The sequence below is a fragment of the Streptomyces sp. M41(2017) genome, from assembly GCF_002078175.1.
Classification (GTDB): domain Bacteria; phylum Actinomycetota; class Actinomycetes; order Streptomycetales; family Streptomycetaceae; genus Streptomyces.
In genome coordinates, this window is the sequence record NZ_MWFK01000001.1 from 2076026 (window position 1) to 2089638 (window position 13613).

The 13613-nt window shown below is 66.4% G+C and carries 11 protein-coding genes; 7 read left to right on the forward strand and 4 right to left on the reverse strand.

Annotation, left to right across the window (positions count from 1 at the left end; translation table 11 throughout):
- Window positions 1-14: 14 nt before the first annotated feature.
- Entirely contained in the window at window positions 15-305 is a 291-nt protein-coding gene (gene rpsF / locus B0675_RS09110; protein ID WP_037615007.1) for a 30S ribosomal protein S6, read from the reverse strand.
- Window positions 306-593: 288 nt separating this feature from the next.
- Here rpsF and B0675_RS09115 point away from each other — a divergent pair, with 288 nt between their 5' ends.
- From B0675_RS09115 to B0675_RS09125, 3 genes are all read left to right on the forward strand, one after another.
- Complete coding sequence (locus tag B0675_RS09115) at window positions 594-905, forward strand: hypothetical protein (protein ID WP_081218314.1); 312 nt, start codon at window positions 594-596, stop codon at window positions 903-905.
- A gap of 163 nt (window positions 906-1068) precedes the next feature.
- The gene (femX, locus tag B0675_RS09120) at window positions 1069-2190 is read left to right on the forward strand and encodes a peptidoglycan bridge formation glycyltransferase FemX (protein WP_081218315.1); all 1122 of its coding nucleotides are present in this window, start codon (window positions 1069-1071) and stop codon (window positions 2188-2190) included.
- Window positions 2191-2319: 129 nt separating this feature from the next.
- The gene (locus B0675_RS09125; RefSeq protein WP_081218316.1) at window positions 2320-3351 is read left to right on the forward strand and encodes an alanine racemase; all 1032 of its coding nucleotides are present in this window, start codon (window positions 2320-2322) and stop codon (window positions 3349-3351) included.
- A gap of 102 nt (window positions 3352-3453) precedes the next feature.
- Here the strand turns inward: B0675_RS09125 and B0675_RS09130 are convergent, their stop codons facing one another.
- Entirely contained in the window at window positions 3454-4962 is a 1509-nt protein-coding gene (locus B0675_RS09130) for a glycosyltransferase 87 family protein (RefSeq protein WP_081218317.1), read from the reverse strand.
- Window positions 4963-5080: 118 nt separating this feature from the next.
- Window positions 5081-7801: a transglycosylase domain-containing protein gene (locus B0675_RS09135; RefSeq protein WP_081218318.1), complete on the reverse strand. Its 2721-nt coding sequence runs from the start codon at window positions 7799-7801 to the stop codon at window positions 5081-5083.
- 374 nt (window positions 7802-8175) lie between these two features.
- Here B0675_RS09135 and B0675_RS09140 point away from each other — a divergent pair, with 374 nt between their 5' ends.
- The 4 genes from B0675_RS09140 (at window position 8176) to B0675_RS09155 (ending at window position 11942) form a co-directional block, all read left to right on the forward strand.
- Window positions 8176-8859 (forward strand): PadR family transcriptional regulator, encoded by a 684-nt coding sequence (locus B0675_RS09140; protein ID WP_081218319.1) that lies wholly within the window; start codon window positions 8176-8178, stop codon window positions 8857-8859.
- A 43-nt stretch (window positions 8860-8902) separates the two neighbouring features.
- Window positions 8903-9985, forward strand: coding sequence for an inositol-3-phosphate synthase (locus tag B0675_RS09145; protein WP_081218320.1), 1083 nt, complete (start codon window positions 8903-8905; stop codon window positions 9983-9985).
- A 79-nt stretch (window positions 9986-10064) separates the two neighbouring features.
- Complete coding sequence (locus B0675_RS09150) at window positions 10065-11327, forward strand: MFS transporter (RefSeq protein WP_081218321.1); 1263 nt, start codon at window positions 10065-10067, stop codon at window positions 11325-11327.
- A gap of 114 nt (window positions 11328-11441) precedes the next feature.
- Complete coding sequence (locus B0675_RS09155; protein WP_081218322.1) at window positions 11442-11942, forward strand: hypothetical protein; 501 nt, start codon at window positions 11442-11444, stop codon at window positions 11940-11942.
- 99 nt (window positions 11943-12041) lie between these two features.
- On the opposite strand, the gene B0675_RS09160 is transcribed toward B0675_RS09155, so the two are convergent.
- On the reverse strand, window positions 12042-13508 hold the full coding sequence (locus tag B0675_RS09160) for a CCA tRNA nucleotidyltransferase (RefSeq protein WP_081218323.1): 1467 nt from the start codon (window positions 13506-13508) through the stop codon (window positions 12042-12044).
- Between the last annotated feature and the right edge of the window lie 105 nt (window positions 13509-13613).

Below are 13613 nucleotides of genomic sequence, written 5' to 3' on the forward strand. Positions count from 1 at the left end.
GCTGAGCTGGAAGCTCAGTGGGTCTCGGGACGGAGGACCTTGGTCCGGAGGACCGACTCGTTCAGGTTCATCTGGCGGTCGAGCTCCTTGACGACCGCAGGCTCGGCCTGCAGGTCGATGACCGAGTAGATGCCCTCGGGCTTCTTCTTGATCTCGTACGAGAGACGACGACGGCCCCAGGTGTCGACCTTTTCGACCTTTCCGGCGCCCTCACGGACGACGGAGAGGAAGTTCTCGATCAGGGGGGCGACAGCGCGCTCCTCCAGATCGGGGTCGAGGATGACCATCACTTCGTAGTGACGCATGTGGAACCCACCTCCTTTGGACTCAGCGGCCACGGTCGTTCCGTGGCAGGAGGGTTGTGATGCGTACGCAACGGTATCGGCCGCCACTGACAATCGGGGTCCCCGTCGGTGAAACCGAGCGGCAATCCCTGTCGTGACCTGGCCATGAGCCTGGGCAGACACCGGTGCAGACGGTACAGACTACCTGCACCCTGCCTTCCGGTTGAAATCCGACCGGGTTGACCCCCAGTCTGTACACATCGGGTGTGTATGGCGCTACGATGCGCCGCCTTCCGCAGGAGGTGCCTTATGGCACAGGTATTGCGACCGAACACCACCGGCTCACTCTTCGCCACGGACGGCAAGCCTCATCCCCTCCAGGACACCTTGCTCGCGGTCACGCTGGTGCTCGGGATTCTGGCGTTCGTCACGTCGATGTTCCACAGCCTCCATCTGGTCAGCTCGTGGGCCGGCCTCGTCGGGATCCTCACCGGCGCCTACGGGCAGTTCATCTCCGTGACGACCCGGGAGCGCTTCGGACTGATCCTGGGACTCGGTCTCGCGGGGGTCGGTTTCTACCTCGGTCTGGCCCATGGCGGCCTCTTCGGTGGGACGTTCTGAGTCGAACGTCCGTTTTCCCCTGACCCCGGGACGCTCCACGCTCTCTTCCCGGGGCTCAGGTTCCATACGGCCAGACGGGGCGCTCGCAGGGCGCAGTAGGCTTCGGCGCGAGAGCCGGAGCCCTTGTACCCATGGGGACACACCAGCCCGAGGAGCGCCCCTAATGAGCCTGACCCTGAGGACCATCAGCCGTGAGCAGCATCTGGCGTACATCCAGAGCCTGCCCGCGGCCAGTCACATGCAGGTCCCCGCATGGGCAGACGTAAAGGCCGAATGGCGCTCCGAGAACCTCGGGTGGTTCGACGACCGGACCGGCGAGATGGTCGGCGCGGGCCTGGTGCTCTACCGCCAGCTGCCCAAGATCAAGCGTTACCTGGCCTACCTTCCCGAGGGCCCGGTCATCAACTGGTTCGCGCCGAACCTGGACGACTGGCTGCAGCCGATGCTCGCGCACCTCAAGCAGCAGGGCGCCTTCTCCGTGAAGATGGGCCCGCCGGTGATCATCCGGCGCTGGGAGGCCACCTCCATCAAGGGCGGCATCCAGAACCCGGACGTGAAGCGTCTGCGCGACATCGAGGCCGACTTCATCGAACCGCGCGCCTTCGAGGTGGCCGACAAGCTGCGCCGCATGGGCTGGCAGCAGGGCGAGGACGGCGGCGCCGGCTTCGGTGACGTCCAGCCCCGCTACGTCTTCCAGGTGCCGCTCGCCAACCGTTCGCTGGAAGAGGTCCACAAGAACTTCAACCAGCTCTGGCGCCGCAACATCAAGAAGGCCGAGAAGGCCGGCGTCGAGGTCGTCCAGGGTGGCTACCACGACCTGGAGGAGTGGCAGCGGCTCTACGAGATCACCGCGGTCCGCGACCACTTCCGACCGCGCCCCCTGTCGTACTTCCAGCGCATGTGGACGGCCCTCAACACTGAGGACCCGAACCGCATGCGGCTGTACTTCGCGCGTCACAACGGCGTGAACCTCTCCGCCGCGACGATGCTCGTCGTGGGCGGCCACGTCTGGTACTCCTACGGCGCCTCGGACAACATCGGTCGCGAGGTCCGGCCCTCGAACGCGATGCAGTGGCGCATGCTGCGCGACTCGTACGCTCTCGGTGCCACGGTCTACGACCTGCGCGGCATCTCCGACTCGCTGGACGAGACCGACCACCTCTTCGGCCTCATCCAGTTCAAGGTGGGCACCGGCGGCGAAGCCGCCGAGTACCTCGGCGAGTGGGACTTTCCCCTCAACAAGCTGCTCCACAAGGCGCTCGACATCTACATGTCGCGCCGCTGAGCCGACCCGGAACACGTGCCGGGCCCCCGATCGGGCCCGGCACCTCCCCATCGGCCCGAGAAATCAGCGACAATTCGCTTTCGTACCTCTGAACACACGGCAGCCACGAGAAAGGTTCCGGGACCGGCCATGGCGCTCACGCTCTACGTCGACACCGCGCGCTGGCGGGCACACCACAAGCAGGTGTCCGAGCAGTTTCCGGGGCTGGTCCCCGTCTGCAAGGGCAACGGCTACGGCTTCGGCCACGAACGGCTCGCGGACGAGGCCACCCGCCTGGGCTCGGACATCCTCGCCGTGGGCACCACGTACGAGGCCGCCCGGATCAAGGACTGGTTCGGCGGCGATCTCCTGGTGCTGACGCCCTTCAGGCGCGGCGAGGAGCCCGTGCCGCTGCCCGACCGTGTCATCCGGTCGGTGTCGTCCATCGACGGCGTCTACGGCCTCGTGGGAGCCCGCGTCGTCATCGAGGTCATGTCCTCGATGAAGCGGCACGGTGTGAGCGAGCAGGACCTGCCGCATCTGCACGCCGCGATCGAGAACGTGCGACTCGAGGGTTTCGCCATCCACCTGCCGCTGGACCGCACAGACGGCTCGGACGCCGTCGAGGAGGTCATCGGCTGGATGGACCGCCTCCGTGCGGCCCGCCTGCCGCTGCACACGATGTTTGTGAGCCACCTCAAGGCGGACGAACTCGCGCGGCTTCAGCAGCAGTTCCCGCAAACCCGCTTCCGCGCCCGCATCGGCACGCGGCTGTGGCTGGGGGACCACGAGGCGACCGAGTACCGCGGAGCCGTTCTGGACGTCACGCGCGTCTCCAAGGGCGACCGCTTCGGCTACCGGCAGCAGAAGGCCGCCTCGGACGGCTGGCTCGTCGTCGTGGCGGGCGGTACGTCGCACGGAGTGGGCCTGGAAGCCCCCAAGGCGCTGCACGGCGTCATGCCGCGTGCCAAGGGCGTCGCGCGCGCCGGCCTGGCCACGGTGAACCGCAACCTCGCGCCGTTCGTCTGGGCGGGCAAGCAGCGCTGGTTCGCGGAGCCCCCGCACATGCAGGTGTCGATCCTCTTCGTGCCCTCCGACGCCTCGGAGCCGAAGGTCGGTGACGAGCTCGTCGCGCACCTTCGGCACACTACGACGCAGTACGACCGGGTCGTCGAGCGCTGACAGCGGGATCGGTTGCTATCACTCCGACTCATGTGAAAGGCCGTACACGGGCTCCGTGTACGGCCTTTCACCTGCCCTCTCGACCCTCCCGGGTCTGTTCGCTCAGAGCGAACCACCTTCGGGAGGTCCGCTCCGGGCACCCCATTCGACCGGAGGCTGACCGTCGAAGTGCGCCGCATGCCGCGGCGGGTGGGCCGCGGCGCCCAGGACGAACACGTCCTCGGCGCCGTCCAGGATCCCGCCAGAGGGATCGTCGTCTCCGGCCCGCCGCACCACGTCGCGTTCGGGCATGAAGATGTCCCGGATCACCACCGCGCAGAGGTAGAGCGTCCCCAACAGGTGCACGGCGATCGCGACTTGGTACCCGTCGGTCGGTAGACCCTTGTGAGCGTCCCCGCTGGTCGTGTACGCGAGGTACATCCAGATCCCCAGGAAGTACGCGACCTCGCACGCCTGCCAGATCAGGAAGTCCCGCCAGCGCGGCCGTGCCAGCGCGGCGAGAGGGACGAGCCAGAGCACGTACTGCGGCGAGTAGACCTTGTTCGTCAGGATGAAGGCCGCGACGATCAGGAAAGCGAGCTGGGCGAACCGGGGCCGACGGGGTGCGGTGAGCGTGACGGCGCTCAGGCCCGCGCACAGCAGCAGCATCATGATCAGCGCCCAGGTGTTGGCCGTGTCGGGAGTGATCGTGATCTTCAGCCACTGCGAGATGAACAGAAAGACCGAGCCGAAGTCGACCCCACGCTCCTGGCTGAAGGTGTAGAACTTCGACCACCCTTCGGGCGCGAAGTACATGACCGGAAGGTTCACCACGAGCCAGGCACCGACGGCCCCGAGAAGGGCTGTTCCGAACTCCCGCCACTTGCCGGCCCGCCAGCACAGCAGGAAGAGCGGGCCGAGCACGAGGAACGGATAGAACTTGGCGGCCGTGGCGAGCCCGACCAGGATGCCGAAGGCCAGCGCGCGTCCCCGCGACCACATCAGCATCGCGGCGGCCAGGAGGGCCACAGCGAGGAGATCCCAGTTGATGGTGGCCGTGAGCGCGAAGGCGGGCGCGAGGGCCACCAGGAGGCCGTCCCAGGGGCGCCGCCGGTGGGTGCGGGCGGCACACACGGCGATGACTGCCGCGCACACCATGAGCATCCCCGCGTTGACCATCCAGTAGATCTGCTCCTGGTCCTGGATGCTCCCGCTTCCCGGAGTGAGCCAGGCCGCCACCTCCATGAACACGCCGGTCAGTACCGGGTACTCGAGGTAGTCCATGTCGCCGGGGAGCTTGTCGAAGTAGGGCACGAGCCCGTCGGCGAATCCGCGGCCCTGATAGAGGTGCGGAATGTCCGAGTAGCACGCGTGCGTGTACTGCGAACTGGCTCCGAAGAACCAGCCTCCGTCGTAGCAGGGCAGCTTCTGGACCATGCCGAGGGCGAACATGCCGATCGCGATCAGGGCGACGACCCGCACGGGCGTCCACCAGGACGTCCCGAGCAGGGCTCGCCGCCCGATGGGACCGCCGATCAGTTCGCTGCCGCTGGCGGCGACCTCGTCATCCTTGGTCGGCCGCACCAGCTCCGGCTCGTGCGCGCTCACGCGCGTCGTCTCTGCACTGGGCATGCCGCACATCCTGCCGTACGTGTCCAGGAACGCGCTGAGGGCCGCCGCACCTAATCGGTGCGGCGGCCCTCGTTTCACGTGAAACGGTGTGTTTCACGTGAAACACACACGGTGACGACTATCCGGTGCCTCCGAAGAGGCCCCCGCCATTGCCGTTGCCTCTGTTGGTCCCGTCAGTCGCGGACTCCGTCGGCGTTGACGTCACGCCTCCGTCGGTGCCTCCGTTGTCGGTGCCACCGTTGTCCGTCCCGCCGTTGTTGTTGCAGGACCAGTCGAACTTGCCACAGGTCTCACTCGTCGAGGGCGAGGGTGACGTGAGCGTGGGGGTCGGCGTCGGGGTCGGCGTCGGGCTCGGCGACTCGCTCTTGCTGACCGTCGGGGTCGGCGTCGGGCTCGGGGTGTCGTTGAGCACCGTGCCGATCTCTTCGGGCTTCGGGAAGTGTGCCGCCTTCTGTCCCTTGAGAGCCACTTCCATGTAGTCCCGCCAGATCTGCGACGGGAACGAAGCACCGTGGATGGTCTTCTCGCCACCCGTGCCGTACATCTGCAGGAACTTGCGGTTCTTCTTGGTCTCGTCGTCGTCCAGGCGGTACATGCTGATCGCCGTGGACAGCTGCGGGGTGTAGCCGACGAACCAGGCGGACTTGTTGCCGTCCGTCGTACCGGTCTTGCCCGCCACCTCGCGGCCCTTCAACTGGGCGTTGGTGCCGGTGCCCTTCTCGACCACGGTCTTCAGGACGTCGGTGACGTTGTCGGCGACCTTCGAGGTGAAGGCTTCCGTGGTCTTCTCGACGTCGTCGTGCTGGAAGACGTTGCCGTCCTTGTTCGTGATCTTCTCGACCGAGTACGGGTCACGCTGCTTGCCACTGGCGGCGAACGTGGCGTACGCGCCGGCCATGCGAATCGCGCTCGGCGACGAGGTACCCAGAGAGAAGGACGGGAACCTGGAGCTGGCGAGACTGGATTCCTTGATGCCAGCTCGCAGAACAGAGTCCTTCACCTTGTCCAGGCCGACATCCATGCCCAGTTGCACGTAGGCGGAGTTGACGGACTCGCGCATCGCCTCACGCAAGTCGATCTTGTAGCTGGGCGGGTTGTACGACTGCTGGCCGTCGTTCTGCTGCAGCCACTCCTTGCCCTTGTCGTCCTGCCAGTCGGTCCCGTTGTAGTCCTTGATCTTCAGCTTGTTCTTGCCGCTGTAGAGACTCTTCGGGGACACGATGGTGCGGTCGTCCTGGGGCTGGTCCTCCGGCCCGTCAGGATTCCTGGCACCCCAGGTCATGGCCGCCGCGAGAACGAACGGCTTGAACGTGGAGCCCACCTGAGCACCGGTCTGGTCGGCGTTGTTGGTGAAGTGCTTGGTCGCGTCCGAACCGCCGTAGATGGCCTTGATCGCGCCGGTGGCCGGGTCGACGGATGCTCCGCCGAACTGGACGTATTTGTCCGTCTTCGGGCGCAGCTTCTCCTTGATGTTGGCCTTCTGCACCTTCTTCACCGAGGCCTCAAGGGCGTCGATCTTCGCCTTGTCGAAGGTCGTGTGGATCTCGTAGCCGCCCTGCCGAAGCTTGGTCTCGGTGATTCCGGTCTTGTCGCTGTTGTTCACGATGTACGAGTTGGCCAGGTCGACCAGATAGCCGATCTGCCCGCCCAGTGCCGCGTTGGACCGCGGGCTCTGGACTTTGGGGAACTTCTCGTACTTGGCGCGTTCTGTCTGGCTCAGGCGCTCGTCCTTGACTTCTTCGTCGAGGATCCACTTCCAGCGGGCCTCGGCACGCTTGCGGTTGGCCTCCGCCGTGGCGGCGGGGTCGATCGACGGTGACCCCGCGGGGTCGTAGTACGTGGCGCCCTTGAGCACGGCTGCCAGGAACGCGCACTGACTCGGGTTCAGCTTTGTGGCTTCCGTGTCGAAGTACGCGCGCGCGGCGGCCTGGATGCCGTAGGCGTTACGTCCGTAGTAGGCCGAGTTCAGGTAGCCGGCCATAATGTCTTCCTTCGGCACCGAGGCACCGACCTTGACGGAGACGAACAGCTCCTTGAACTTGCGGGAGATCGTCTGCGACTGATCGTCCAGCATGGCGTTCTTCACGTACTGCTGGGTGATGGTGGAACCACCCTGCGTCTGACCGCCCTTGGCCATGTTCACGAAGGCTCGAGCGATACCCATGGGGTCGACACCACTGTCGGACTCGAACGTCTTGTTCTCGGCCGACATCACCGCATAGCGCATCTCCTTGGGAATCTGCGCGTACCCGATGATCTGGCGGTTGGTCTCACCGCCCGTCGCGACCATCTGCTCGCCGCTCGCCCAGTAGTAGACGTTGTTCTGCGCGGTCGCGGTCTTGGCCTCGTCCGGGACACCGACCAGGGCGTACGCGACACCTGCTACCGCGACAAGGCTGCCGCAGAAACCGATGAAGAGGCCCGTCACGAGCTTCCAGGACGGCACCCAGCGCGCGGCTCCGTACTTGCCGGCGCGCGGGTAGTCGATGACGCGCTTCTTGGAGGGTTCGGGGGCGCGGCCACGACCGCGTCCCGGCCCGCCGGGTCCCGGAGGACCACCACGTCGGCCACCCCCGCCTCCAGGGCCGCCGGGGCCGCCACGTCCGGCGCCGTCGGCGGCACGGCGGCGGCCGCCGCTGCCTTTCTGCGCGGCTCGCCGTGCCTCGGCACGACTTCCGTACGGGCGCTCTTCACCCCCCGACTCGTATGAATCGGAAGGAGACCCGGTGGCGCCTCGCGGTGCCGCGCGGCGGCCTGCGGACGGGTCGGGCTGACCGCGTCGGGCCGCGGCACGCCCGCCGCCCTGCGGCTGCGACGGTTTGCGACGGTGCTCGCTCATCGAACGATTACTCCTCGGGCAGGCGCACCTTTGCGCGCCTGGAAACGGCGGCTGGTTTCCGGTCCCCCCGAAGTACGGATGCGGTCGATCGCGCATTCACCCGTACTGCACCGAAGACGATGACGTCCTCAGTCGTCACTCGGTTCCCGGTGGTGTGCATGCCGCACAGACTACGCACCGTCAAAACCCGCCTAGCACCGAAGTTCACCCCAAATCAGGCAACTTGCTTCGTATGAATCAGTGATGTGACGCCGTTCACCCTGACCCCTCTTGTCGCGACCGCAGAGGCGTTCTATCGTGCTGATGTATCGAGTCGATACATCAGCACGACATAAACGTCGCGCTGACGAGGCAGCGACAGGGAGGAGGCGACGATGAGCCGGCGTGCCGGGATCCTCGAGTTCGCCGTACTCGGCCTGCTCCGCGAGTCTCCGATGCACGGCTATGAGCTGCGCAAACGACTCAACACATCACTGGGTGTGTTCCGTGCCTTCAGCTACGGAACGCTCTACCCCTGCCTCAAGACGCTGGTCGCCAACGGCTGGTTGATCGAGGAAGCGGGATCCACACCCGAAGACGCTCTCACGGCAACACTCGCGGGACGTCGCGCCAAGATCGTCTATCGATTGACGGCGGAAGGTAAGGATCACTTCGAGGAACTTCTCGCGCAGACGGGTCCCGACGCCTACGAGGACGAGCACTTCGCTGCTCGCTTCGCCTTCTTCGGGCAGACGTCACGCGATGTGCGCATGCGCGTACTGGAAGGTCGCCGCAGCCGTCTGGAGGAGCGCCTCGAGAAGATGCGCGCCTCACTGGCGCGCACCCGAGAGCGCCTCGACGACTACACGCTTGAGCTCCAGCGCCACGGAATGGAGTCCGTGGAGCGCGAAGTGCGCTGGCTGAACGAGCTCATCGAGAGCGAGCGAGCCGGACGGGACATCAAGACTTCCGCCTCCGAAGGCTCCGCTCAGCAGGACAACACATCTGGAGAGACGGGCGGCCTGCCCCGGCACCGGGACAGCACCCGGCCGGATCCGTCCGACGACACCGTCACGTGAGACCCATTCGGGGTTTCACCGATACACACAGGGAGCAACCGGAATGGGTTCGGTTCGCGTAGCCATCGTCGGCGTGGGCAACTGCGCCGCCTCGCTGGTTCAGGGCGTCGAGTACTACAAGGACGCCGACCCGGCGGCCAAGGTCCCCGGCCTGATGCACGTCCAGTTCGGCGACTACCACGTCGGTGACGTCGAGTTCGTCGCCGCGTTCGACGTCGACGCGAAGAAGGTCGGCCTCGACCTCTCCGACGCCATCGGTGCCAGCGAGAACAACACCATCAAGATCTGCGACGTCCCGAACAAGGGCGTCACGGTCCAGCGCGGTCACACCCTGGACGGTCTCGGTAAGTACTACCGCATGACCATCGAGGAGTCCGCCGAGGCGCCGGTCGACGTGGTCCAGGTCCTCAAGGACAAGCAGGTCGACGTCCTGATCTGCTACCTGCCCGTCGGTTCCGAGGCCGCGGCGAAGTTCTACGCCCAGTGCGCCATCGACGCCAAGGTCGCCTTCGTCAACGCTCTCCCGGTCTTCATCGCCGGCACCAAGGAGTGGGCGGACAAGTTCACGGAGGCCGGCGTCCCGATCGTCGGCGACGACATCAAGTCCCAGGTCGGCGCCACCATCACGCACCGTGTGATGGCGAAGCTGTTCGAGGACCGCGGTGTCCGCCTTGAGCGCACGATGCAGCTCAACGTCGGCGGCAACATGGACTTCAAGAACATGCTGGAGCGCGACCGCCTCGAGTCCAAGAAGATCTCGAAGACGCAGGCCGTCACCTCGCAGATCCCCGACCGCGACCTGGGCGAGAAGAACGTCCACATCGGTCCGTCGGACTACGTGGCCTGGCTCGACGACCGCAAGTGGGCGTACGTCCGCCTCGAGGGCCGTGCCTTCGGTGACGTCCCGCTGAACCTGGAGTACAAGCTCGAGGTCTGGGACTCCCCGAACTCGGCCGGTGTCATCATCGACGCCCTGCGTGCCGCGAAGATCGCCAAGGACCGCGGCATCGGTGGCCCGATCCTCTCCGCGTCGAGCTACTTCATGAAGTCCCCGCCGGTCCAGTACTTCGACGACGAGGCCTTCGCCAACGTCGAGAAGTTCATCAAGGGCGAGGTCGAGCGCTAAGCACAGCTCTTCGTGCTTGCTGTCGAAGGTCCCCGGGCACTGTGCCCGGGGACCTTCCCCGTATGTGAGGCTGTGCCCCATGGCTGTCGTGCGTGACGTGCGCGTCCTCCTGAGCTTTCAGGGGTTCAGACGCCTGCTCGCCGTACGGCTGCTGTCGCAGGGCGCAGACGGCGTCTTCCAGGTCGCGCTGGCCACCTACGTCGTCTTCTCCCCGGAGAACCAGACCTCCGCAGCCTCCATCGCCTCCGCGATGGCGATCCTGCTGCTTCCGTATTCACTCATCGGTCCCTTCGCGGGTGTCCTGCTGGACCGGTGGCGGCGGCGGCAGGTTTTTCTGTACGGCAATCTCCTGCGCACGGCCCTCGCGTGCCTGACAGCCGTTCTGATACTGAGCCATGTCCCCGACTGGCTCTTCTACGTCTCGGCGCTCTGCGTCACCGCGGTCAACCGCTTCGTCCTGGCCGGGCTGTCTGCGTCACTGCCCCGCGTCGTCGATGCGGATCGTCTGGTGCTGGCCAACTCCCTTTCTCCCACCGCCGGAACGTTGGCCGCCACGACGGGCGGAGGAATCGCTTTCGTCGTACGGCTGCTCGTCGCGGACTCCGACGCGGCGGTGGTCCTCGTAGGAGCCTCGCTGTACCTCTGCGCCGCCCTCGCCGCCGCCCGCATCGCTCCGGAACTCCTCGGGCCTGATCGCGAGTTGCTTCACCCGCGTATCGCCAAGGCGCTCGCCGGCACCGCACGCGGCCTCGCCGCAGGCGTACGTCACCTCGCCCAGCCCCCGCGACGGGAGGCGGCCTGGGCTCTGATGGCGATGACGTTGCTGCGCTTCTGCTACGGCGCCCTGACCGTCATGCTGCTGATGCTCTGCCGCTATGCCTGGGCGTCCGGATCGGACGACGGGCTCGCTCTCCTGGGAGTCGCGGTGGGCGTCTCGGGGGCGGGTTTCTTCGTCGCCGCCTTGGTGACGCCCTGGGCGGCAGGGCGGCTGGGCCCCGGCCGCTGGATCGCGGTCTGCGCCGCCGGCGCCGCGGTCCTGGAGCCCGCTCTCTGCCTTCCCTTCGCACCAGCACCGATGCTGGTCGCCGCATTCATCCTGGGAGTGACCACTCAGGGCGCGAAGATCGCGACGGACACGATCGTGCAGTCTTCGGTGGACGACGGCTTCCGCGGCCGGATCTTTTCTGTCTACGACGTCCTGTTCAACGTCGCGTTCGTGGGAGCGGCCGGAGTGGCCGCGCTGATGCTGCCTTCTGACGGCCGGTCGACTGCCCTGGTGGTGACGGTGGCGGCAATCTACGCGGGCATTGCGGCAGCTATGGCCCGCTTTGAACTCCAGTAAGTGTCACATCAGTGCCACAGAGCCAATCCTGGCTACTGCGTTGTCACTGGGGCCCGATAACTTATGTGCGTCTTATACGCACCACGCGCCAGCGTTCCAATGGGGGGACTCCCAGTGACCACACCGCCGCCTCAGGGCCAGAACCCGTTCGCTCAGGGCCAGCAGCCTTACGGGCCGCCGCCCCAGGGGCAGAACCCGTACGCCCAGCAGCCTCCGCAGGGCTACCCGCAGCAGCCCGGCCAGCCCGGCTTCCCCCAGCAGCAGGCCGCAGGCTTCGCCCCGGTGCCGCCGCAGCAGCGGAAGCGGGGCTTCAAGCAGTACCTGCGAATCGGCATCGTCGTCTGTGTGGTCATAGCCGCTGGCGTGGGCTGGCTGACGAGCCGGCACGACGCGGACACAGCCAAGGTGGGTGACTGCATGAGCATCAGCAACCCTGACAGCTCCACAGACCCGGGCCTGAAGGTCGTTGACTGCGGCAACTCCAAGGCGAAGTACAAGGTGGCGCAGAAAAAGAGCGACAACTCCGGCTGCGACCGCACCAAGTATGCCGAGTACACGGAAACGGGTGGCAGCGACGACTTCACCCTCTGCCTGTCGGAGTACTCCGCGAAGTAGGTCCTTCTCCAACGCGAAGGGGCGGTGTTTCACGTGAAACACCGCCCCTTCGCGTTGTCCGTCGGCGATGTTTCACGTGAAACATCGCCGACGGGCTCGTCAGGTCTGCTCGGCCCACCACTCCTTAAGTGCCGCTGTCGCCGCTTCGTGCTCCATCGGGCCGTTCTCCAGGCGCAGCTCCAGCAGGAACTTGTACGCCTGGCCGATCGCGGGACCCGGTCCGATGTCCAGGATCTCCATGATCTGGTTACCGTCGAGGTCCGGACGGATCGCGTCGAGTTCCTCCTGCTCCTGGAGTTGGCCGATGCGCTCCTCCAGGCCGTCGTAGGCGCGGGAGAGGGCGGCGGCGCGGCGCTTGTTCCTGGTGGTGCAGTCGGAGCGTGTCAGCTTGTGAAGGCGACCGAGGAGCGGGCCGGCGTCCCGGACGTAGCGCCGCACGGCTGAGTCCGTCCACTCGCCGGTGCCGTAGCCGTGGAAGCGCAGATGCAGCTCGACCAGACGTGAGACGTCCTTCACGAGATCGTTCGAGTACTTGAGCGCCGTCATCCGCTTCTTGGTCATCTTGGCGCCGACGACCTCGTGGTGGTGGAACGACACCCGCCCGTCGTTCTCGAAGCGACGGGTCCGCGGCTTACCGATGTCGTGCAGCAGCGCGGCAAGCCGGAGGACCAGATCGGGTCCCTCCTCCTCGAGCGCCATCGCCTGTTCCAGGACGATCAGCGTGTGCTCGTAGACGTCCTTGTGCCGGTGGTGCTCGTCACTCTCCAGCCGCAGCGCGGGAAGCTCGGGCAGCACATATTCGGCGAGGCCGGTGTCGACGAGCAGGGTGAGGCCCTTGCGGGGGTGCGCCGACAGAATGAGCTTGTTCAGCTCGTCCCGTACGCGCTCCGCCGAGACGATCTCGATACGTCCGGCCATGTCCGTCATGGCCGCCACGACCTCGGGCGCCACCTCGAAGTCGAGCTGTGCGGCGAACCGCGCCGCCCGCATCATGCGCAGCGGATCGTCGGAGAAGGATGCCTCCGGAGTGCCGGGGGTGCGCAGGACGCGTCCCTCCAGGTCCTCCAGGCCTCCGTGCGGGTCGATGAACCTCTTCTCCGGCAAGGCCACAGCCATCGCGTTCACCGTGAAGTCGCGACGGACGAGGTCCTCCTCCATGGAGTCGCCGTAGGACACCTCGGGCTTGCGCGAGGTCCGGTCGTACGCCTCGGACCGGTACGTGGTGATCTCGATCTGGAACGTCTGCTCCACATCGCCCACGCGGGCGTCCTTCTGAGCCCCCACGGTTCCGAAGGCGATCCCGACCTCCCACACGGCGTCCGCCCACGGTCGGACGATCTTCAACACGTCCTCGGGCCGGGCGTCCGTCGTGAAGTCCAGGTCGTTGCCGAGCCGGCCGAGGAGCGCGTCCCGGACCGAGCCGCCCACCAGGGCAAGCGAGAACCCCGCCTCCTGGAAACGGCGGGCGAGCTCGTCGGCGACAGGGGACACCCGCAGCAGTTCACTCACCGCGCGGTGCTGCACCTGACTCAGGGCGCTGGGATTGTCTTCATTGGCGTTCGGCACAACAGAAAAGGGTACGTGGCCGGGACGCCGGGAAGCGCCTCCATAAATCTTGTACCGCCGTCCTCCATTTCACGGGCCCAGATAGGCCCACATACAGGACAGTCG